The organism is Ancylobacter tetraedralis (assembly GCF_014195655.1).
GTDB classification, from domain to species: Bacteria; Pseudomonadota; Alphaproteobacteria; order Rhizobiales; family Xanthobacteraceae; genus Ancylobacter; species Ancylobacter tetraedralis.
Genome location: NZ_JACICD010000001.1, coordinates 14560 through 34655, shown reverse-complemented (window position 1 = coordinate 34655; position 20096 = coordinate 14560). Strand labels below are relative to the sequence as shown.

Annotated in this window: 21 protein-coding genes; 8 read left to right on the top strand and 13 right to left on the bottom strand. The window is 67.6% G+C overall.

Going from position 1 to position 20096, the window contains the following annotated elements:
- Positions 1 to 43: 43 nt before the first annotated feature.
- The 4 genes from FHS55_RS00180 to FHS55_RS00165 form a co-directional block, all read right to left on the bottom strand.
- Positions 44 to 640, bottom strand: a complete 597-nt coding sequence (locus tag FHS55_RS00180) for an IMPACT family protein (RefSeq protein ID WP_246339735.1) — start codon at positions 638 to 640, stop codon at positions 44 to 46.
- Entirely contained in the window at positions 615 to 1406 is a 792-nt protein-coding gene (locus FHS55_RS00175; protein WP_183187673.1) for an SDR family oxidoreductase, read from the bottom strand. Before FHS55_RS00175 ends, FHS55_RS00180 begins: the two co-directional genes overlap by 26 nt.
- Before the next feature lie 158 nt (positions 1407 to 1564).
- Complete coding sequence (locus FHS55_RS00170; protein ID WP_183187672.1) at positions 1565 to 2479, bottom strand: AraC family transcriptional regulator; 915 nt, start codon at positions 2477 to 2479, stop codon at positions 1565 to 1567.
- A gap of 207 nt (positions 2480 to 2686) precedes the next feature.
- A complete protein-coding gene (locus FHS55_RS00165; RefSeq protein WP_183187671.1) occupies positions 2687 to 3361 on the bottom strand; it encodes a Rossmann-fold NAD(P)-binding domain-containing protein in 675 nt (224 codons plus the stop codon).
- A 176-nt stretch (positions 3362 to 3537) separates the two neighbouring features.
- Here FHS55_RS00165 and phnF (FHS55_RS00160) point away from each other — a divergent pair, with 176 nt between their 5' ends.
- The 4 genes from phnF (FHS55_RS00160) to FHS55_RS00145 all read left to right on the top strand — a co-directional run bounded on the left by phnF (FHS55_RS00160) (position 3538) and on the right by FHS55_RS00145 (position 7156).
- Positions 3538 to 4251, top strand: a complete 714-nt coding sequence (gene phnF, locus FHS55_RS00160) for a phosphonate metabolism transcriptional regulator PhnF (protein WP_183187670.1) — start codon at positions 3538 to 3540, stop codon at positions 4249 to 4251.
- Positions 4252 to 4409: 158 nt separating this feature from the next.
- Positions 4410 to 5669 (top strand): ABC transporter substrate-binding protein, encoded by a 1260-nt coding sequence (locus FHS55_RS00155; RefSeq protein WP_183187669.1) that lies wholly within the window; start codon positions 4410 to 4412, stop codon positions 5667 to 5669.
- 76 nt (positions 5670 to 5745) lie between these two features.
- On the top strand, positions 5746 to 6918 hold the full coding sequence (locus FHS55_RS00150; protein ID WP_183187668.1) for an LVIVD repeat-containing protein: 1173 nt from the start codon (positions 5746 to 5748) through the stop codon (positions 6916 to 6918).
- Positions 6919 to 6922: 4 nt separating this feature from the next.
- A complete protein-coding gene (locus FHS55_RS00145) occupies positions 6923 to 7156 on the top strand; it encodes a hypothetical protein (protein WP_183187667.1) in 234 nt (77 codons plus the stop codon).
- Between the two features lie 7 nt (positions 7157 to 7163).
- Here the strand turns inward: FHS55_RS00145 and phnL are convergent, their stop codons facing one another.
- The 8 genes from phnL to FHS55_RS00105 form a co-directional block, all read right to left on the bottom strand.
- Entirely contained in the window at positions 7164 to 7862 is a 699-nt protein-coding gene (gene phnL, locus FHS55_RS00140) for a phosphonate C-P lyase system protein PhnL (RefSeq protein ID WP_246339733.1), read from the bottom strand.
- Between the two features lie 3 nt (positions 7863 to 7865).
- Positions 7866 to 8645: an ATP-binding cassette domain-containing protein gene (locus tag FHS55_RS00135; RefSeq protein WP_183187666.1), complete on the bottom strand. Its 780-nt coding sequence runs from the start codon at positions 8643 to 8645 to the stop codon at positions 7866 to 7868.
- The gene (locus tag FHS55_RS00130) at positions 8642 to 9532 is read right to left on the bottom strand and encodes an alpha-D-ribose 1-methylphosphonate 5-phosphate C-P-lyase PhnJ (protein WP_210286800.1); all 891 of its coding nucleotides are present in this window, start codon (positions 9530 to 9532) and stop codon (positions 8642 to 8644) included. Before FHS55_RS00130 ends, FHS55_RS00135 begins: the two co-directional genes overlap by 4 nt.
- Complete coding sequence (locus tag FHS55_RS00125) at positions 9519 to 10616, bottom strand: carbon-phosphorus lyase complex subunit (protein ID WP_183187664.1); 1098 nt, start codon at positions 10614 to 10616, stop codon at positions 9519 to 9521. The genes FHS55_RS00130 and FHS55_RS00125 overlap by 14 nt, the downstream gene beginning before the upstream one ends.
- Before the next feature lie 2 nt (positions 10617 to 10618).
- Positions 10619 to 11212 (bottom strand): phosphonate C-P lyase system protein PhnH, encoded by a 594-nt coding sequence (gene phnH / locus FHS55_RS00120; protein WP_183187663.1) that lies wholly within the window; start codon positions 11210 to 11212, stop codon positions 10619 to 10621.
- Positions 11209 to 11712, bottom strand: coding sequence for a phosphonate C-P lyase system protein PhnG (phnG, locus tag FHS55_RS00115; RefSeq protein ID WP_210286799.1), 504 nt, complete (start codon positions 11710 to 11712; stop codon positions 11209 to 11211). The genes phnH and phnG overlap by 4 nt, the downstream gene beginning before the upstream one ends.
- Positions 11713 to 11848: 136 nt before the next feature.
- Entirely contained in the window at positions 11849 to 13054 is a 1206-nt protein-coding gene (locus FHS55_RS00110; protein ID WP_183187662.1) for a polysaccharide pyruvyl transferase family protein, read from the bottom strand.
- A 9-nt stretch (positions 13055 to 13063) separates the two neighbouring features.
- Positions 13064 to 14335: an ABC transporter substrate-binding protein gene (locus FHS55_RS00105; protein ID WP_246339822.1), complete on the bottom strand. Its 1272-nt coding sequence runs from the start codon at positions 14333 to 14335 to the stop codon at positions 13064 to 13066.
- Between the two features lie 352 nt (positions 14336 to 14687).
- On the opposite strand from FHS55_RS00105, the gene FHS55_RS00100 reads away from it, so the two are divergent.
- The 4 genes from FHS55_RS00100 to FHS55_RS00085 are packed head-to-tail and all read left to right on the top strand — an operon-like array spanning position 14688 to position 19038.
- Positions 14688 to 15971, top strand: a complete 1284-nt coding sequence (locus FHS55_RS00100) for an extracellular solute-binding protein (protein WP_183187660.1) — start codon at positions 14688 to 14690, stop codon at positions 15969 to 15971.
- Between the two features lie 36 nt (positions 15972 to 16007).
- Complete coding sequence (locus FHS55_RS00095; RefSeq protein WP_183187659.1) at positions 16008 to 17183, top strand: alpha-D-ribose 1-methylphosphonate 5-triphosphate diphosphatase; 1176 nt, start codon at positions 16008 to 16010, stop codon at positions 17181 to 17183.
- Positions 17184 to 17211: 28 nt separating this feature from the next.
- Positions 17212 to 18114, top strand: coding sequence for a metallophosphoesterase family protein (locus FHS55_RS00090; RefSeq protein ID WP_183187658.1), 903 nt, complete (start codon positions 17212 to 17214; stop codon positions 18112 to 18114).
- A 33-nt stretch (positions 18115 to 18147) separates the two neighbouring features.
- A complete protein-coding gene (locus FHS55_RS00085; protein WP_183187657.1) occupies positions 18148 to 19038 on the top strand; it encodes an endonuclease/exonuclease/phosphatase family protein in 891 nt (296 codons plus the stop codon).
- A 253-nt stretch (positions 19039 to 19291) separates the two neighbouring features.
- On the opposite strand, the gene phnF (FHS55_RS00080) is transcribed toward FHS55_RS00085, so the two are convergent.
- Positions 19292 to 20020, bottom strand: coding sequence for a phosphonate metabolism transcriptional regulator PhnF (gene phnF / locus FHS55_RS00080; RefSeq protein ID WP_183187656.1), 729 nt, complete (start codon positions 20018 to 20020; stop codon positions 19292 to 19294).
- Between the last annotated feature and the right edge of the window lie 76 nt (positions 20021 to 20096).

Sequence of the window (20096 nt, the reverse complement as noted above, 5' to 3'; positions counted from 1 at the left end):
CCGCATCCTCCGTCCAGCCTGGCGCAAGGGAGCTTTGCCAGGGTTATTGGCTCCACCGCATCGTCGAGCGTCCGCTGGTCAGGTCCATCAGCAGGCGCTCCACGCCGCCGGCGTCCGATTTCGGTGCTGTCACCGTCAGGATCGCGCCGTTATCGGTGAAAGCCTGAATCCCCACCTGCACGCCCGGAAGCGCGCCCAACCTGGCCTGAACCAGCGCCAGCTCACTGAACCCACAGGTAACCGTCCCCGAGACGGTCGCGATGAGTGCCACCTTCTCGGCTTCGCGCAGGCAGAGGGCCGCCGTTCCGCCATAGGCCCGGATCAGGCCGCCGCTGCCCAGAAGGATCCCACCGAACCAGCGCGTCACGACAACGGCGACACGATCGAGGCCTTGCCCGTCGATGGCGGCAAGGATCGGCTTGCCGGCGGTTCCGCCGGGTTCCCCGTCATCGCTGAAGCGGTAGTTCTGCCCCACGCGCCAAGCCCAGCAATTGTGATTGGCGCCCGGATCTGACTGTGCCGCGATGAAGTCTTTCGCCGCCGCCTCGTCGGCGACGGGACCGGCGACCGCCATGAAACGGCTCTTCTTGATCTCTTGCTGGCGCAGAGCGAGTTCAACGAGGGTAAAGCGTACGTCCATACGCTCGTCTATCATGACCACTGTCATGGCGGGTTTGAAAGAGAGCGACCGCATCGGCTCCGGCCGGAAACTGGAGCCGGTCCGACGTGTCATGGACGGCCGTCCAGACGGCTTCGGCGACATCCGTTTCCTTCGTCGTCAACGACGGCTTGCCGAACGCCTCGAAGATGGGCCTCGCGAAATCAGCATAGGCAGACGGGATGAGATCCTCGATTCGCAGATCCGTATTTTGCGCGAACCGGGTTGTGGGGGCATAGCCCGGCTCCACCAGTCGGGTGCGGACATCGAAAGAGGCGAGTTCGTGGGCCAGCGAGCCGGTGAAGCCCTCGATCGCCTGTTTGCTGGCAGTATAGGCGGCCGCGAGCGGCATTGCGGCGAGCGTGACGCTCGATGTCACGTTGACGATCACGCCGGACCGGCGTTCGCGCATCTGCGGAATGACCGCCTGGCACATCGCCATGACGCCGAATGTGTTGGTGTCGAACACTTTGCGGACATGCGCCATCGGCGTCGCCTCGAACGCGCCGACCACACCGATGCCGGCATTGTTGACGAGCACGTCGATCGGTCCGGCAGCCGCGACGGCGGCGATGCTCTCTTGGCTCGTCACGTCGAGCGGCAGGATGCGCAGGTTGGGCGAAGCCGGTAGGCACGTGGCGTCAGGCCGACGCATGGCCGCAATGACGTTCCACCCCTTGTCGAGGAAATGACGGGCCGTCTCCAGGCCGTAGCCCGAGGATGTGCCGGTGATCAGGATCGTTTGCATGCGAACCTCCATTTGCGTTCGGAGGGTCGATGATAGGCGGGCGCAACAAGACGCTCTATAATCCGCAGTCCAGCATTAATTTTCCATCGTCCAATCCGGCAGGTCAGCAGACCGGCAGGTCGGCAGCGGAAGTGCACCCCTGTCGTATCCGATCGATCCTATGCGAGGCCATCGACGCCGCTGGTCCGGGCAAACTTCCCGGGCGGACAGCCGAGCCGCTTGCGGAAAGCCGTGCTGAACGCGCTCGCGGATTCGTAGCCGATCTCGTCGGCAATCCTGTCGAGGGACTTTGCGCCGCGCAGCAGGGCGTCTTTTGCCAACGCCATCCGCCATCGGCCGAGATATTCGATCGGGCCGCACCCGAGAATCGCGCCGAAGCGCGCGGCGAAGGCGGAACGAGACTGCCCGGCGATCCGAGCGAGGCTGGCGACCGTCCAGTCGGCGCGCACATCGGCGTGCATGGCGCGGAGCACGCGCACCAGGGCCGGATCGCGCATGCCGTTGAGAAGGCCGGCGCGGTTATCATCGGGCGTGACGCCGTGCCAGCGCAGAGCCTCGACAAGCAGCACCTCCAGCATGCGCTGGAGGATCATGTCCTTGCCCGGCTCGTCGCCGCTGCATTCGTCCATGATGAGGTCGATCATCCGGCCGAGCCGCGCCGATCGCCCGGCCGAGTGCGGGATATGGATCATGCGCGGCAGCAGGGCGAGCAGGAGCGGCGCATTGACGGCGTCCATGCGGAATGTGCCGCCGAGTGCTTCGAACTCCGCTTCGCCGTCCGGCTCGCCATGGCGGACCGGCACATCCATCGGATCGCGCGGCTCGCAGCCCATGCCCGGATGACTGCTCAAGGTGAAAGCCGGGGTGGATGGCAGGAGCAGAAAAGCGCCCTTTTCCAGCTTCCAGGGCTCCTCTCCTTCAAACGCGATCCAGCACGCGCCTTTCAGAATGATCGTGAAACCGGGGGCATCCTGCGCCGCGTAGCCAACGCCCCAATGGCCCCGCCCGGTGATGGGCTTGGAGATGGCCGTGTTCGGCCGCAGCAGGGCTATGATATCGCTGAGAGGGTCCAAATCGGACGATCCGTAATCATTAAGCGGTAAATATGTCTACATCGCCTGACTTCATTTGCCCATCGCCTCCAATTCGGGGGTAGAGGGCTACGGCGTAAGTGTCGTGCTCATCTTCGTCGGACATGGCCCGCCAATCCCGCCGATTCTGCGCCATGCCGCGATATTCGGCGCGACGGCTACGCAAGCGCCGCCGAATGCCGCACGGCATCAGCGGAAGCGGGAGAGGATCTCGGCCGTCCTTTCCCATAATTGCCGCCGTACTTCCTCGCTATCGGCGGGGGCGACAGGCGTCAGCGGTCGCGCGTTCTTCGCCGAGACATACGCTCCGGTCTGCTTGCCGAAAGCCGAATCCGTGGCCCGCCGCACGATCCCGCCTGCGCCTCGCTCGGGATTGCCAATGCCCAGCCAGTTCAGCACCGCGGCAAGCGGACGAGCAAAGCTCAGCTCACGGCCGAGCCAGGTGACGTTGAAGCCGGGACACAGGCAATTGACGGCGACGCCCGTCCCGCCCAGTTGCCGGGCCAGTTCGAGAGAAAACATGATGTCCAGGAGGTTGGTGCGGCCATAGATCCTCGACGATCCCCGTGCGGTGAAGGGGGCGATGTCGAGCAAGTCCGTCTCGATATCGAGACCGCCGCTCTGGCGCGAGGCTTCCGAGCCAACGGTGACGACGCGCGATGGCGCGCACTGCACGAGGGTTTTTCGCAAGGTATCCGCCAGCAGCCAGGGGGCGAAATAGTTGACGGCGATCATTTCCGCGTAACCGTCCCGGGTAACGTCGGCACCCGACAGGGCGCAACGACGTGCGTTCAATGACCATGCGGCGCGTAGCAGCCTGTCTCCGACAGCAAAGCCGCGCATTGCCACGATTCCGATGGTCACAATCGATCTGTCACCTGGCTCAACTAGAGTCTCGTCCGATCCGGCGAATCAGGTGATCTGAAGAGACTCTGGATTGCGCAATCGAGCATAATTCGACGGATCGGTTCGATCCCGCCGGATCATGCTCCAGCACCGATGATATCGACCGGCCACAGCTGTCAGCACGAGGGGGCACAATGGCTAGTCCGCCACTCTGGCAGCGTGTCCAGTTCGAACTGGAGAAGCGGATTCGCAGCGGCAGCCTCGCAGAGGGTGCACCGCTGCCCAGCGAGGAGCAGCTCGCCGCCTCCTTCGGCGTCCATCGCAATACAGTCCGGCGTGCGCTGGCGCGGCTGCACGAGAAAGAGCTGATCCGCATCGTGCATGGCCGGGGCGCCTCTGTCGCCGTGCCGCGCGTGACCTACCGGCTGGCGCGGACGGCACGGATGACCAGCGTGCTGCAATGGAGCGGGCACAGCCCGAAGCGGCGGATCCTCTCCGCAACGGAGACAAGGGCGGAGCGTCCCGTGGCGGCCGGGCTCATGCTGCCCTCCGGCCATCCCGTGGTGCGGGTGCGCACGCTGTGCACCATGGACGGGCGACCGGTGTCGCTCACGGTCAGCTCTTATCCGCTGCCCCGCCTCAACGGCATCGTCGGCATGATCGAGGATGCCGGGTCGATCGCCGAGGCCATGCAGCGCCTCGGCATCGCCAAGGTGTCGCGCCACGAGATGCATCTGCGTGCCTGCCTTCCCTCCGAGCCAGAGGCGCGCGAGCTCGGCATCAGCCGCGGGCGACCGATCATGGAGCTGGTGACGGTGGACAGCGATCCGAGCGGCATCCCGGTGCAGCATGTGGTGACCAAGATCCTCTCCGACTATTTCGACTTCGTCATTTCGCCGAGCGAGTGATCGAAGCCTCGCGGTCGTAGTCCCGCGGAATTCAGGAATCTCCCGGCGAGATGTGCCGACAATCCTCAGCTTCCTGACACGGCACCGTCATTGCCGGCGCGGAGTTTCGCGCCGCGGTCGGTGGCGCCGCCCAATGTCGCGAACCGGGAGAATTCACGATGAGCCTCGCTCGGCGATTGCTTTTCATCGGCATGGCGCTCGCGGCGCCCTTGACGGTCGGCGCCAAGGCCGGCGACGTGACGCTGACCGTGGCGACGGCCGTCCCACATCATCGTCAGATGTATGACGAGACCACGCAGCTTCTGCGCAAGACGCTGCCGAACATCGAGGTGACCTATCTGCCGGCCGCCGCGAACTATGACGACCTGGCGCAGTACGCGCTACGCAGCGCGCTCACCGGCACCCAGCCCGACGTGATGTACCAAGCCTATGGCCGCGTCCGCATCATGGCCGAGCGCGAACTCGCCGTGCCGCTCGACGCGCTGCTCGCCGCGGAACCGGATTTCGCCGCGCTCGGCTACGACCGCAACAGCCTCGATGCCTGCCGCTACAAGAGCCAGCTCTACGGCATACCGTTCTCCACCTCGACGCCGATCGTCTATTTCAATGCCGATCTGGTGCGCAGGGCCGGCGGCGATCCTGACCACCTTCCGGCGGACTGGGCCGGCATCGTCGCGCTCGGGCGCAAGATCAGCGCCCTCGACAGCAAGTTACAGGGCCTCGCGCTCGACTATAAGGGCGACGGCAATTGGGGCTTCCTCGCCGTGCTGAACAGCCTCGGCGGCACGCCGATGAACACCGACGAGACCAAGCTGCTGTTCGACGGCCCGGAGACGCTGCGCGCGCTGCAGATCATTCACGATTTCGGCGCGGCCGGACAGGTCGACATGACGCGCGGCCAGTGGCGGCAGTCCTTCGCCTCGGGCACGCTCGGCATCCTCATCACCACCAGCAGCGTGCTGACCGAGCAGCAGAAGCAGATCGCCGGCCGCTTCGAAACCCGCACCGCGCCGATCCCGCTGGAGGGCGCGAAGGGCCGGGTGCCGGTCGGTGGTGCCTGCGCGATGATCTTCACCACCGACCCGGCGCGCCAGCGCGCGGCCTGGGACTATGTGAAGTTCATGACCGGACCCGAGGCGCAGACCATCGTCGTCCGGTTCACCGGCTACATGCCGAACAATGTGAAGGCGATCGAGGATCCGGCGCTGCTCGGCAACTACTACCGCGACAACCCGCTGCAGATGACGGCGGTGAAGCAGCTGCCCGTCACCACCGGCTGGTACGCCTTCCCCGGCGACAACGGCCCGCGCATCTCCAAGGAGATCGAGGACATACTGGTCGAGGTCAGCACGCTCAAGCGCGATCCGCAGGAGGCCCAGAAGGCGATGATGGAGCGCGTGACACCGCTGCTGCCCTGATTGCCGAGAGGATCCCGAGAGCTGCCGCCCGGCCGGGCAGCAGCGCGCCTGCACTCTCCTGAAAGCCCATCGCCGCATGTTCCCGCAAGAAGCCTGGAATTTCCGTGTCCTCGGCCATGACCCCTCCGCCGCCTGGGGCCGTGGCAGCCTGGTCGAGATCGTGGCTGGCCATGCCTATGTCGGCGGCGTCGGTGGCCGCGATCCCGGCGTGTTCGAGGGCTTCACCGTGCACGACGTGCGCGATCCCCGGCACCCGCACAAGGTGTTCGAGTTCAAGGCGCCGCCCGGCATCCACATGCACAAGCTGCGGCATGCCGGGGAGAACATCCTCTATGTGAATGCCGATCGCCTGCCGGGTGAGGCCGGACGGGTGGCGCGACCCGGCTTCTTCATCTTCGACATCAGCCATCCCGCGCAGCCGCGCCAGATCGGCTTCTTCGACATGCCCGGCAGCGGCCCGCACCGCTTCGGCGTCGATCTCGACCGCAAGCTCGCTCTGCTGCCCAATGACGCCGAGGGGTGGAACCGCCGGGTGATCTGGACCCTCGACATCCGCGACCCGATCCGGCCGGAGGTGGTCGGCATCTGGGGGCTACCCTGGCAGAAGATGGAGGGCGGCGCCCCCGGCAACGATCCCGTTCCGGCCGATACCGTCTGCACTCTGCACGGCCCGCCGATCATCCGGGGCAACCGCATGTTCGCCGCCTTCTGGGGCGGCGGTGTCGCGGTGATCGATTGCAGCGACCTCGCGCGGATGCAGCTCGTTGGCCATGTCAGCTGGTCGCCACCCTTCGTCGGGGCGACCCATACGGCATGCCCGATCGGCGACCGCCCCTATCTCGTGGTGACGGACGAGGCCCGCGCTCGGCAAGTCTATCGCGACAGTCAGTTCATGTGGGTGCTCGACATCCGGGACGAGACTCGCCCGGTGCCGGTCTCCACCTGGTTTCCCGAGCGCGACAAATATGCCGGCCGTGGCGGGCGCTTCGGCGCCCACAACATCATCGAGCGCATCACGGCGAGCGGCCCGTGGGCCAATATCGTCTTCCTCACCTATTTCAATGCCGGGCTGCGCGCGATTGACGTGAGCGATCCCCTGCGCCCGGTCGAGGTCGGCCATTTCGTCCCGGCCTCGACCAGCGCGCAGAGCATCGTACAGTCCAACGATGTGGGCACCGATGCCGAGGGGCGCATCTACCTCATCGACCGCAATGGCGGCGGCATGCACATTCTCGAATATACCGGCTGACGCCATGTGCGAGACCTGCGACGGGCTCGAGGCGACACCGCGAGGCTTCTCGCCCGAGCGGATCGCGGCAGCCCGCGCCGCGGAGATGCGACGCCCCGGCGAAGCCATACCCGAGGAGGCTTGGCTCATCTTCGCCGGCAAGCGCGGCGGCAGCCTCGCCTTCGCCCATTATCGGCGCATCCTCGAGAGCCTCGTCCTCGCCGCCGGACAGCCGGCGTCGACGTTCCGCTGCGACTGAATGGCCTTCACGATGACCGAGTAAGAGTGAGCTGGCGCGTCGCCACGCGGGCCTTGACCTGCGCGTCGTGGAAAATACCGATCATCGCCGTACCGCGGGCGCGCGCTTCCTCGATGAGCGCGATGACGCTGTCGGCATTGGCCGCATCGAGCGAGGCGGTCGGCTCGTCGAGCAGCAGGATCGGACACGGAACGGCGAAGCCGCGCGCGATGTTGACCCGCTGCTGCTCGCCGCCGGAAAAAGTGGCCGGCGGCAGGCTCCACAGCGCCGGAGCGACGTTGAGCTTTTCCAGAAGCTCGGCCGCACGCTCCCGCGCCGCCTCGCGCGACGTGCCGATGGCGATGAGCGGCTCGGCGACGATGTCGAGCGTCGGCACGCGCGGCAGCACACGCAGGAACTGGCTGATATAGCCCAGTGTCGTTCGGCGGACCTCCAGAATGATGTGAGGATCGGCGCCGGCGATGTTGATCAGTTCGCCGCCATGCCGCACCCGCACCGTGCCGGCGCCCGCGAGGTAGTTGCCATAGAGGGTGCGCATCAGCGTGCTCTTGCCCGCCCCCGAAGGCCCGTCCAGCGCGACGCATTCACCGCGCCGCACCTCGAGGTCGACGCCGCGCAGCGCCTCCACGCTCAGCCCGCGGCTGTGGAAGGTGAAGCTTTTTCCGACCCCGCGCAGGCAGACCATGGCGTCCGTTAAGGGTTCCATCGGTCAGATCCTCAGCATCGAAGCGACGAGCTTCTGCGTGTAGGGCGCCTGCGGGTCGTCGAGCACCTGGTCGGCGAGGCCCGCCTCGATCACCCGTCCGCGCAGCATCACCAGCAGGCGGTCGGCCAGCAGGCGGGCAACGCCGAGATCATGGGTGACGATCAATGCCGCGACACCGAGTTCGCGCACCAGCGAGCGCAACAGGTCGAGCAGGCGCGCCTGCACCGAGACGTCGAGCCCGCCGGTCGGCTCGTCAAGCAGGAGAATGCGTGGGCCCGGCGCGAGGCTGCGAGCGATCTGCAGCCGTTGCTGCATGCCGCCGGAAAAGGTGGAGGGCAGGTCGTCGATGCGGCGGCGCGGAACCTCGACGCGCTCCAGCCAGTCGAGCGCGACCTCGCGCAGCCGGCCGTAATGGCGGATGCCCGACACCATGAGCGGCTCGGCGACATTGCCGCCGGCGCTGATGCCGAGCTTCAGCCCGTCACGCGGGTTCTGGTGCACGAGACCGAGCGCGGAGCGCAGCGCCTGCGCGCGGGCGACCTCGTCAAGCTGCCACAGGTCGACCCGCTCGCCGCCATCGATGGCGATCTCGACCGTGCCGGCATCCGGTGCGGCAAGGCCGGCGAGACAACGCAACAGGGTGGACTTGCCCGAGCCGCTTTCGCCGACGATGCCGACCACCTCGCCCGCCGCGAGCTCGAAATCAATGTCGGCGCAGGCGACGACCCGCCCGCCGAAAACCTTGCGAAGGCCGCTGGCCCTCAGCACCACCGCCCGGCTCATGGCCTTCCTCCCCCGGCCGCGCGGCGCGCCGGCGCGCTCGCCTCGCGGCGCTCTTCGCAATAGTCGGTGTCGGAGCAGACGAACATGCGCGCGCCCGGCCCGCCGCTGCCGATCTCGTCGAGATAGCTCGCGCGCGAGCCGCACAGCGCGCAGCCGACGCTCCAGCGCTGCACCTCGAAGGGATGGTCCCCGAAATCGAGGCTCGCGACCCGCGTATAGGGCGGGATGGCATAGAGCCGCCGCTCGCGCCCGGCACCGAATAGCGACAGCGCCCGGCTGTTGTCCAGCTTCGGGTTATCGAAGCGCGGGATCGGCGAGGGCGAGGCGAGATAGCGCCCATTGACCAGCACCGGATAGTCATAGGCCAGCGTCACCCGGCCGAAGCGGGCGATGTCCTCATAGAGCTTCACATACATCACGCCGTAATCGGCGAAGGCGTGCAGGCGCCGCGCCGCTGCCCCGCGCGGCACCAGCTGGCGCAGCGGCTCGGGCTGGGGAACCTGCAACACGAGGATCTGCTCCTCGGTCAGCGGCGTCTCGGGGATGCGGTGGCGGGTCTGAATGAGGCTCGCCTCGCGGGTGCGCTCGGTGGTGGCGAGGCCGGCCACGCGCCGGAAGAAGGCGCGGATGCTCACCGCATTGGTCGCCGCATCCGTGCCCTGGTCGATGACCTTCAGCACGTCGTCCGGCCCGATCACGCTCGCCGTCACCTGCAGCCCGCCGGTACCCCATCCCGCCGGCAAGGGCATCTCGCGGCTGCCGAACGGCACCTGGTGGCCGGGAATGCACACCGCCTTGAGGATCGCCCGGCGGACCATGCGCTTGGTCTGCTCGTCGAGATAGGCGAAGTTATAGCCGCCGGCCACCTCGTCATCATTCGGAATCATCGGGGAACTCCTGCGGCCGTGGCGGCCAGCTGGCGCGCAGCTTCTCCAGAAGCTGCTGGACCGCCTGGAAATCGACATAGTGCGGAAGCTTGAGGTGCTGGATGAGGCCCGAGGCCTCCACCCCGTCGGAATGCGCCAGCACAAACTCCTCGTCCTGGGCGGGGAACTCGGCCTCCTCGTTGAATTCGTTGGCGCGCATCGCCCGATCGAGCAGCGCCATGGCGATGGCGCGCCGCTCGCACTGCCCGAAGCTGAGGCCATAGCCGCGCGTCAGCTGCGGCGGGCGCGCCGCGTCGCCGGGGTAGCGATGCACGGTCTGGCATTCGGTGAGGGTGATCTCGCCGACGCAGACCGGGAAGCCGAGTTCGGGCACCTGCAGTTCCACCTCGACCTCGCCATGGCGCAGATCGGCGATGAAGGGATGGTTGCGGCCGAAGCCGCGCATGGTCGAATAGGCGAGGCCCTGCAGGAAGCCTTCCTCGCCGCGGGCGAGGTTCTGCAGCCGCACGTCGCGGCGGCTCGGGAAGGTAATGGTGTCGCGGGTGATATCGCCGGGCTCGGCATCGTCCGCTGCAGCCAGCGCCGCCTCCAAGAGAGCATTGCCTTCCAGCGCCCCAAGCGTCGCGGGAACCACCTCGGCCACCGCGACGGCCGGATCGGGCGGCAGGTCCTCATTCTCGGCCATCAGCGCGAAGTCGAGCAGGCGGTGGGTGTAGTCATAGGTCGGGCCGAGCAACTGGCCGCCGGGCACGCTCTTATGCGTGGTGGCGATACGTCGGCGGATCCGCATGGACGGCGTGTCCACCGCCTCGGTCTCGCCAAAACGCTCCAGCGTGGTGCGAAAGGCGCGCAGCAGGCAGATCGCCTCGCCGAGATCGCCCTGCGCCTGCTTGATGGCCAGCGCCGCCAGCGTTGGATCATGGAGCGAGCCTTCGCTCATCACCCGGTCGACGGCCAGCGAGAGCTGCTCGCGCACCTGGTCGACGCCGAGCTCGGCGACGCGGGAGTCGCCGCGCCGTTTGCGGGCGAGCAGTTCATGGGCGGCGGCAATGGCGGCCTCGCCGCCGGTGACGGTGGAGAACATGGCTATTCCCGCCCCACGCTGCGCGGCAGGCCGACCAGCCCGACGCCGTCGGTCATGATGATGTCGATGCCGAGCGGATAGCGCGCATGGTTGCGCGCCCACTGGTCCCAGAAGCCGTAGGGCACGCGTGGCGCAACCGTGGCCGTCGCCTCGATCCCGGGGCCGCGCAGGGCCACGGCGGGCCCGCCGGCCAACGCCGGAACGCGCAACAGCACGGTGGTGGAGCGCTCGGGACAGGCCGGCTCGCCGGGATGGAACGCATCGAGCGGCGGCAGGCCGGCGGGATCGTCGACCACGGCGAGGACCGCCTCGCGCGGCGTTGCCACAAACTGCACGGCGGCGCGGTAGGTAAGGAAGGAGCGGATCGGTGGGCAATCGAGCGCCGGCGTCAGCCACAGGCCGGCCTCGAGGTCGAGAAGCCCGAGCAGCAGGCCGGCCAGCGCCGGGCAGAGCGGCGCCGGCGCCGACGGCAGGGCGGGGAGCAGGACGACGCGGCCTGGATAGGAGAGCGCGCGCAGCAGGACGCGGAATACGCGCTGGTCGCGCTGCGCCGCCTCCGAGGGAGGTGCCGCCGGACTGGAGAACGCTGTGGTCATCGGCCGGCTTCCTGCACCAGCATGGCGAAGTCGACCTTGCTGGCCGCCACCTCATTGGCGACACGGCGGCGGCGTTTGGCAATTTCCCGCGCCAGACGTTCGACGCCACGGCGGATCGGCCCGTCCATTTCATCTTCCCTTTGCAGCAGCGCATCGAACACCGCCGCCAGCGCCGCATGCCGGCAGCTGCGTCCCGCCACATAGGCGACGCCGGCCTCGCCGGTGGAAAGCTGGACGACGCAGCGCGTGATGGTCATCTCGCCGAGATTGAATTTTTGCCCCGTCCCGCCGGCCCGCGCCCGCACCATGGCGGCGCCGCGCTGCGGCGCCTTCAGCCACAGGAAGGACGGCTTGTCGGCGAGCCCGTCCCAGAGCGCATCGAGATCGGTGAGCGGCGCCAGCGCCAGCGTCGAGATCCAGCTGCGGCGATCGAGCCGGTCGGGATTGAAGGCGGACTCGCGCGGCTCTATCGCGCGGGGCGGAGGCGTGGTGTCGGACACGGTGGTGGCTTTCCCTGGGGTGTGCAGCCCCGCCGGACGGCGACGGGCGTCACGGCGCAAGACGTCGCCTTCGGTGCGGAGTTTTAGGCGTGGGCGCGGGCCTGGTCAGCAGACGAGATGGAGGCTGGTATGAGCTTTATGCGGGCTTCACTCGTGTACCGGCACGATTGAGCCCGACGCGCGCCATAGCCTGCCAGAACGCCGCGTCGCGCCGGGCGTGAGTGGCGCGGAAGGCGGCGAGCGATTGCTCGCCCAGCGCCTGTGCGAGCAACGGCGCAAGATCATCCGCGCCCGCCCCGCCGAGCTCGGGCTGCGGGATGCCGTAAAAGCGGGACAACTCGTCGGCGCGCACATCGCGGGCGAACATCACCGTCGGAAGGCCGACCTGCAAAGCCACCGTGCCGCCATGGAAGCGGTCGCCGACGAACAGGTCGTGGCCGGCCATGGCCTGCCGCCAGGCATCGAGCCCATCGAAATACAGATACCGCCCGAAGCTCGGCACGAAGCCGCCCCAGGCCGTGATCGCCCGCTCCATCGCCTCCTTGCGCAATTCGCCGCGCGCATCGTCGATGACGATGTCGTCGGCCGCGAACGTGACCGAATGAAAGATCTCGTCCTGCACGAAATAGCTGGCGTCACACCCTTCCAGCAACGCGCTGAGCCCGGCCGCGCGGGCGAGATCGCGCAGCACATAGCCGCCGGTGGCGAGGCGCAGCCGATCCATCGCTACCATCGGCGGCCGCAGCCGTGCGATCGCCTCGGGGTGAAGATGCATGCTGGGACAGCCCAGCGCGACAGCCCTGGGAAAACCATTGGCATGCAGCCAGGTCGCCGTGCGGTCGGCCCGCACTCCGAACAGGGCGGCATGGTCATTGAGCCAGCTAAGCAGTTGATGCAAGCTCGGATGGAGATCCTCCATTCTGAGCCCGCCATCCTTCATGCCGAGCCCCAAGGTAACCACCGGGACGTCGAGGCGCTCCAGCAACGCGACCAGCGACGAGAAATCCCGGTCGGGCGCGATCTCATAGGCGGTCGGCAACACGATCAGGTCGAAGGCGCGGTTGAGCGCCTCTGCCGAGGCCCGGACGTCACGCTCGCACGCGAGCGCCGGCAGGTCGACGAAGGCGCTGGCGTGCCGGTCGCATGCGAACAGCCGCGCCGTCGCCTCGCCGATGACGATGTAGCCTTTGTTGCCGGTGCGGGCGAAGTTGCGCGCCAGCGCGCCATAGGTCGGGTCGGCGGGGCGCGGCAGGCCTCCGCTCGCGATCCCGGCGATCTCCGGCCGCGGCAGGGTGTCCCCCGGCCGCCAGCCGAAGCAGATGCGTTTGGTCTCAAGCGACACGAGCTGGCCTCACTGCGGCAGCAGCGGCGAGACCCGCTCGATCAGTTGCTTCTGCGCTTCCGCCGGGGTGACGCTGAGGGTTCCCAGCTTGGTCAGAACCTCCTCGATCTCCTTGGAGATGCGCACGCCATTGTCGCCGGGGAAGGAGTACCAGCCGGTGGCGACGGACAACTGCTTCACCGCCGTCATCTGCAGCGGGTTGTCGCGGTAGTAGTTGCCGAGCAGCGCCGGATCCTCGATCGCCTTCACATTGTTCGGCATGTAGCCGGTGAACCGGACGACGATGGTCTGCGCCTCGGGGCCGGTCATGAACTTCAGGTAGTTCCACGCCGCCTTCTGGCGCTCCGGGTCCTTGGCCGACATGGTCACGCAGGCCCCGCCGACCGGCACGCGGCCGTCCTTGCTCTCCAGCGGGAACGGCATGGTGCGGATCTCGAAGCGATCGCCGATCTGCTTCTGATATTCGGTCAGGATGCTGCTGGTATTGACGAAGATGCCCATCGTGCCGGAGGCATAGGCTTGGCGCCACTGGTTGCGCGTCATGTCGACCTGGCCGGCCGCTCCGAAGTCGTGGAGGATCTCGAGCGCCCGCAGCGTCTGCGGCGTGTCGAGCGTCAGCTTGCTCTCGTCGGCATTCATCGGCGCCGTGCCGAGGCTGGAGAGCAGCGACAGGAACGACCAGTTGCCATTGCCCTTATAGTCGAACACTGCGCCTTGGATCGGCCCGTCCCGCCCGTCCAGCGCGTCGATCTTGCGGCCGAGTTCGAGGATGCCGGCCCAGTCCGCCGGCAGGTGGTCAGGATCGCCGCCCGCCTTGCGCACCAGATCGGCGTTGAAATAGACGATCGGCGTCGAGGTGGTGAAGGGGATGCCGTAGAGCTTGCCCTTGTAGCGGCAGGCATCGAGGCTGGCCGGCGCATAGCCGAGCGCCGCAGGCCCGCCGTCAGCGGCGAGGAAGCCGTCGAGCGGCACGACGAGGCCGCGCTCGGCCATCAGCTTCACGCGGGCATACCCGTGGAACATCACGTCCGGCAGCGTGCCGATCATACCCTGCCGCAGCGCATCCTGCGCCAGCGCGTCGTAGTCGGCAGCCGGGTTGAGATAGCGTAGCTTGATGCTGGGATAGGCCGCCTCGAACAGCGCCGTCGACTGGTCATACATCTGGCGATGGTGGGGAACCGCATAGGCTATGTCGAGCGTGACGTCCGCGCCCTGGCTGGGAGCGGCCCACAGCGATCCGAGCACCGCGCCGGCCGCCAGAGCCCTGCCGACAGCTTTCATGTTCAACGATGTCATCCTCAGCTCTCCGATGCGCGCCATATCCGTGCCGGTGACAGACGCCGACCGCATGGAGGTTTTATCGTCGCGATGACAGTAGCTTGACGTTTTCGCTGTGGAGCAGGGATGACTGTGCGTATCATCCGCAAAGTCTTCGCCGGTGAAGACATGCGCCCCGCACGGCAAAGAGCTTGGGCGTCGACTAGGGACGCCTGCCGCGGGGCACAAAACACCGATCACCCGCGCAGTGATACGCATGGGCCTGCCCGCGTCTTCACCCAATTGTCACGTCCGGAGCGCACCCCACTGCCGCCGACATTCACCGGCGAGCTCAGGATGGGCGGGGAGAAAGCGCATGCGCATTCCGGGTATCCGTACGGCATTGACCGCCATCGCCGCCGGCCTGATCGGGACGGCATCGGCCATGGCAGCGCCGGCGCAAACCACGCTTCAGGTGTTCTACGCCTATCCCAACAACTACAAGCCGGTACTGGAACGCATCGCCGGCGAGTTCGAGGCGGCCCATCCCGATATCAGGATCTCGTTCTGGACCCCGGCCAGCAGCTACGACACCGCGACCCCGCAGGTGCTGCGCGGCGCGCTCACCGGGCAGGTTCCGGACGTCTTCTTCACCGGCCTCAATTATCTGCGCGTGCTGAAGGACCAGGACCTCCTCGTGCCGCTCGACGGCTTCGTGAAGACACAAGCCGAATGGGAGGCGATGGGCTATCGCGACGCGATGCTCGCCATGGGCAGCCTCGGCAGCGAGGTCTATGCGCTGCCCTTCGCCATTTCCATGCCGGTACTCTATGTGAACGAGGATCTGGTGCGCCGCGCCGGCCTCGCGGTCGACACCCTGCCGAAGGACTGGCGCGGCCTCGCCGAGGTCGGCGCCAAGATCGCCGCGCTCGACCCGACCTATGTCGGCTTCTTCTTCGCCTATGACGCGTCCGGCAATTGGGGCCTGCAGCAGCTCGTCAACAGCGCCGGCGGCGAGATGGGCACGCCCGATGGCTGCGGGCTGCGCTTCGACGAGAAACCCGGCCAATGGACCTTCGAGACGCTGGAGATGTTTCACAAGCTCGGCATGCCCGCCTACAGCCAGGATCAGGTGCGCGCCGCCTTCGCCGCCGGCACGGTCGGCATCTATGCCGCCTCGACCTCGCAGATCGCCCGGATGGAGAAGGCGGCGGCCGGCAAGTTCGGCTTCCGCATCCTGCCCTATCCACTGCCGAGCGAGGCCAGCCGGCTGCCGGCGGGTGGCTCGGTCGCGGCCATAACCACCCGCGACCCTGCCCTGCGCAAGGCCGCCTTCGAGTTCCTGACCTTCGCCACCGGCCCGGTCAGCGCGACGCATGTGGCGACCTATACCGGCTACATGCCGGGCAACCAGAAAGCGCTCGACGATCCGGAGCTGCTCGGCCCGATCTATGTCAAGGCGCGCAACAACCAGCCCGGCCTCACCAGCCTCGCCATCGGTACCGGCTGGTACAATTGGGGCGGCGCCAATGGCGTCAAGATCGTCGACGTCATCCAGGAAGCGACCAATTCGGTCGCCGCTGGCCGCGAGAGCGCGTCACAAGCCCTGCCCGCCCTCGCCAACGAGGTCCGGCGGCTGCTCGCCGGCTGCGCCCGCTAACTCTTCCCAACATCCTCTCGCTCCGGTTGCCGCATCATGCTCGACACTTGCATCGAAGACCGTGCCTCGTCCTTCGCCACCGCGCCGCGCTGGACCCTCCGCAACGCCCGCCTGGTGACGCCGGAGGCGGTGGTCGATGGCGCGCTCACGGTGGAGGAAGGACGGATCGCGGCGATCGACACGGAGGATCGGGCGGAGACCGAAACCGGTCTCGATCTCGATCTCGGCGGCGACTATCTGCTGCCCGGCTTCGTCGACGTCCATACCGACAATCTGGAAAAGCACATCGTGGCTCGTCCCGGCGTGTTCTGGAACCCGGTGGCAGCGGTGCTGGCGCATGACGCGCTGACCGTCGCCGCTGGCATCACCACGGTGTTCGACTCGCTCGTCGTAGGCGCGATGGGCAAGCCGGATCGGCTCAAGGCGCTACCGATGATGATCGAGGGGCTCGACAAGGCGCGCCGGCGCGGGCTCCTACGCGCCGACCATCGGCTGCACCTGCGCTGCGAGGTGCCGCGCACCGATATCGTCGAGGTACTCACCCCCTTCCTCGACGATCCCCATCTGGTCTTCGGCACCTTCATGGAGGATAGCGCGCCGCGCGACCGCGACCGCTTCCGCTTCGTGATGGGTACGCGCGGTGTCGAGGACGAGACGCGACTCGTCGAACTGGAGGCCGAGAGCCATGCCGACGGCGCGGAGAACCTCGCCGCCCGCCGGCGGGCACTGGTGGAAGCTTTCGCCTCGCGCGGCATCGCCTGCGCCAGTCATGACGACACCCGCGCCTGGCACATCGACGAGGCGCAGGGTCTCGGCATGACCATAGCCGAGTTCCCGGTGACGCCGGAAGCGATGGACGCGGCCAGCTCAGCCGGGATGACGGTGATCGCCGGGGCGCCGAATGTGGTGTTCGGCCGCTCGCACAAGGGGTTCCTGTCGATGCGCGAACGCACCGTCGCCGGCGCGGTACAGATCCTGTGCTCCGACTACATCCCCTCCAGCCTGCTACGCGCGGTCTTCCTGCTGGTCGAGGGCGGCATGGCCCTTCCCGAGGCGACGGCGCTGGTCAGCGCCCGGCCGGCGGAGACCTTCGGGCTCACGGATCGCGGCGCCCTCGTCCCCGGCCGGCGGGCGGACCTCATCCATGTCGCCGTCGTCGATGGCGAGCCGGTTGTGCGCGGCGCCTGGACGAAGGGCCGCCGGGTGTTCTGAGCCCGCCCCTCCAATCAGGAACACGCTCATGGCCTCGACCATCGTCCTCGTCTCCGACACCCATCTGTCGCGGGCGCGCCCGTTCTTCCAGTTCAACTGGGAGATCTTCCTGCAGGCGGTACAGGCGAACCCGCCCGACCTCGTGCTGGCCGGCGGCGACATGGCGCTCAACGCGCCGAGTCATCCCGACGACCTCGCCTATGCCCGCGAGCAACTCGATCGCCTGCCGTGCCCTTGGGCGATGGTGCCGGGCAATCATGACGTCGGCAACAATCCACCGCCGCCGGAAACGGTCGACACGCGTGGTGAGACCACGGTCTCGCAGGCGCTCATCGACCATTACCGCGCCACCATCGGCCCGGATTTCTGGGCCCGCGACATCGATGCCTGGCGCATCATCGGCCTCGACAGCCTGCTTTGCGGTTCCGGCCTGCCGGCGGAGGCGGAGCAGGCCTCCTTCCTTGAGAGCGCCATGGCGGAGGTCGGGAAACGGCCGGTGGCGTTGTGCTTCCACAAGCCGGTGTTCCGCGACGCCCTCGGCGAGGCCGACATCTTCCAGGGCGTCTGGTATCCGCAGGCCCGCCGCCTGATCCGCCCGCACCTCGACAGCGGCCGCGTCCGCCTTGTCCTGTCCGGCCACACCCATGAGGGGCGCGACGAGACGCACGGTCCGACGCGCCATGTCTGGATGCCCTCGCTTGCCTTCGTCACCGACATGCTCGGCGAGTGGCGGCCGAACCTGCGCGGCCGGCGCCGCGTCGGCTGGCTGCGGCTGAAGCTGGGCGACGAGATCGAGATCGTCCGGGAGGAGCCGGACGAGCTCCTCACCACCGACATATCGGGGTGGATGCGCTCCGGCAGCATCCGCCTCTACGAGGCTTTCACTGGCCACCGGCGCTTTCCCGGCCTGCCGAACGATCCCGGCCACTGAGCTTTTCCGAACCGCAGCACAAGGAACCGCGCCATGAAGCTGGCGAGCTACAACATCCATTTCGGCGTCGGACGCGACGGCGTCTGCGACCTGGCCCGCGCGCTCGACGCGGTGCGCGACGCCGATATCATCGGCCTGCAGGAGGTCGACAGTTATTGGGAGCGCTCCGGCAATGTCGAGCAGGTCGAGCTGATCCGCGAGCTGATGCCCGAGCACGACCTCGCCTATGGTCCCGGCGTCGAGGTGATCAAGCACGATGCGGCGACCGGCGAGCCCGTGCGCGGCCGGCGGCGCCGCTCGGGCAACATCATCCTGTCGCGCTATCCGATCCAGACGGTGCGCAACTATCCGCTGCCGAAATACGGTGCCTCGGGTCCCAAGCTCGACATCCAGAAGGCGCTGATCGAGGTGAGCGTCGACACGCCGTTCGGGCCGCTGCGGGTCTACAACACGCATTTGTGCCACCTCTCCGAGCAGCAGCGGAAGCAGCAGCTGGAGTTCATGCTCGACATCCACCACCGCGCCCGCTTTGAAGGCACGCCGCTGAGCGGCACGCATCCCAAGGACGGCAGCTTCGCCTCCGAGTCGACACTGGCACCGGTGCCGGACAACGCGGTGCTGCTCGGCGACCTCAATCTTCTGCCGAGCGGCGAGGCCTACAGCACGATCGCCGGCGCCACCGGCAATCGCTGGTCCCGCGTGCCGCGGCTCGGCGGCTTCGTCGACGCCTGGGTCGCTGCCGGCCATGACGAGCAGATCGGCATCGCCCAGGGCGAAGTGCATGGGGCGACCAGCGGCGACCACACCCGCCGCATCGACTATTGCTTCGTAAGCGAAGCCCTGGCCGATCGCGTCGTCGCGGTGGAAGTGCGCTATGACGCCGTGGGCTCCGACCACTACCCGGTGATCGTCACCATGGGATGAGCGGCGCAGGGGCGATCCATCAGGCTTGGCGGCGTTCCCGCCTTTGCGACCGGATCTTTTGCGGTCCTTGTGCACGCTGGGCGGGCCTGCGCTGGATCTCGTCCATGCGCTCCAGCTTCGCCTCCTCTTGTCCCGGAAACACGAGGGTCGCGCCCCGGACCCGCTGCGCGTGAGCGCGGCGCCGATCCGGGGCCCGCGCAAAACGCCGCCAGAGGCGGCCTGATCCAGAGGGCGGTGCCGTAGCGCGCCGCCCTCAATCGTTCAACGACACCACCACGTCGAGGGCTTCCGAGACGATCTTGCCATGCACATGTTGCACCGGCACGCCGCTGGCGTCGAGATTGACGCTGAGCAGTTCGACCAGAGGCTTGCTGCGCCCGATCCTCAGCGTCTTCGCCTCCTGCATCGATGGCAGCGAGGCGCGGAAGTGCATGTCGTTACGTATCATCTTGGTGACCCCGTAGCGGCTCAGGGCCTCCGACACCGAGCCGGTCTCGGCGATGGATCGGCTGATGCCGGCGAAGCGCGGCAGCGGATAGAAATAGGTGGTCAGCGAGACCGGCTGATCGTCGATCATGCGAAGCGTACGCACGCGGCAGATCGGGTGTCCCACCGGCAGCGACAGCAGCGCCGCCAGCCGCTTATCGGCCGGGATTTCGGTGCTCGACAGCACGCGCCGCTGCGCGGTGCGCCCGGTGCGCAGAATGGCCGTCGTCATGCGGGTCGCGCGGCCGACGCGGTAGCAGATCTGGTGATCGGCTACATAGGCGCCCTTGCCGTGCACGACGGTGACGAGTTCCTTCTCCTTCAGCCGCGCAATGGCGCGCCGCACCGTGTGTCGGTGCACGTCGAAGGAAGTCGCGAGCTGGCTCTCGCTGGGCAGCCGTGTGCCCGGCGGCAGGCTGCCGTCGCGGATCTGCTGTTCGATGTCCTGCTGGACGCGCCGCCAGAGCGCCAGCTTCGGCGGCCCTTCGCTGCTCATCTCGCCGTCTCCGCCAATCGAGTGCAATCGGGGCCGTCAGTCCGCCACGGCCGGTGAGCCTAGCCGCACTTCGTGA

Excerpts from the sequence above, each read along its gene's own strand:
- FHS55_RS00180 (WP_246339735.1), bottom strand. The coding sequence starts at position 640 with ATGGACGTACGCTTTACCCTCGTTGAACTCGCTCTGCGCCAGCAAGAG.
- FHS55_RS00175 (WP_183187673.1), bottom strand. The coding sequence starts at position 1,406 with ATGCAAACGATCCTGATCACCGGCACATCCTCGGGCTACGGCCTGGAG.
- phnF (WP_183187670.1), top strand. The coding sequence starts at position 3,538 with ATGGCTAGTCCGCCACTCTGGCAGCGTGTCCAGTTCGAACTGGAGAAG.
- FHS55_RS00155 (WP_183187669.1), top strand. The coding sequence starts at position 4,410 with ATGAGCCTCGCTCGGCGATTGCTTTTCATCGGCATGGCGCTCGCGGCG.
- FHS55_RS00150 (WP_183187668.1), top strand. The coding sequence starts at position 5,746 with ATGTTCCCGCAAGAAGCCTGGAATTTCCGTGTCCTCGGCCATGACCCC.
- FHS55_RS00145 (WP_183187667.1), top strand. The coding sequence starts at position 6,923 with ATGTGCGAGACCTGCGACGGGCTCGAGGCGACACCGCGAGGCTTCTCG.
- phnL (WP_246339733.1), bottom strand. The coding sequence starts at position 7,862 with ATGGAACCCTTAACGGACGCCATGGTCTGCCTGCGCGGGGTCGGAAAA.
- FHS55_RS00135 (WP_183187666.1), bottom strand. The coding sequence starts at position 8,645 with ATGAGCCGGGCGGTGGTGCTGAGGGCCAGCGGCCTTCGCAAGGTTTTC.
- FHS55_RS00130 (WP_210286800.1), bottom strand. The coding sequence starts at position 9,532 with ATGATTCCGAATGATGACGAGGTGGCCGGCGGCTATAACTTCGCCTAT.
- FHS55_RS00125 (WP_183187664.1), bottom strand. The coding sequence starts at position 10,616 with ATGTTCTCCACCGTCACCGGCGGCGAGGCCGCCATTGCCGCCGCCCAT.
- phnH (WP_183187663.1), bottom strand. The coding sequence starts at position 11,212 with ATGACCACAGCGTTCTCCAGTCCGGCGGCACCTCCCTCGGAGGCGGCG.
- FHS55_RS00105 (WP_246339822.1), bottom strand. The coding sequence starts at position 14,335 with ATGAAAGCTGTCGGCAGGGCTCTGGCGGCCGGCGCGGTGCTCGGATCG.
- FHS55_RS00100 (WP_183187660.1), top strand. The coding sequence starts at position 14,688 with ATGCGCATTCCGGGTATCCGTACGGCATTGACCGCCATCGCCGCCGGC.
- FHS55_RS00095 (WP_183187659.1), top strand. The coding sequence starts at position 16,008 with ATGCTCGACACTTGCATCGAAGACCGTGCCTCGTCCTTCGCCACCGCG.
- FHS55_RS00090 (WP_183187658.1), top strand. The coding sequence starts at position 17,212 with ATGGCCTCGACCATCGTCCTCGTCTCCGACACCCATCTGTCGCGGGCG.
- FHS55_RS00085 (WP_183187657.1), top strand. The coding sequence starts at position 18,148 with ATGAAGCTGGCGAGCTACAACATCCATTTCGGCGTCGGACGCGACGGC.
- phnF (WP_183187656.1), bottom strand. The coding sequence starts at position 20,020 with ATGAGCAGCGAAGGGCCGCCGAAGCTGGCGCTCTGGCGGCGCGTCCAG.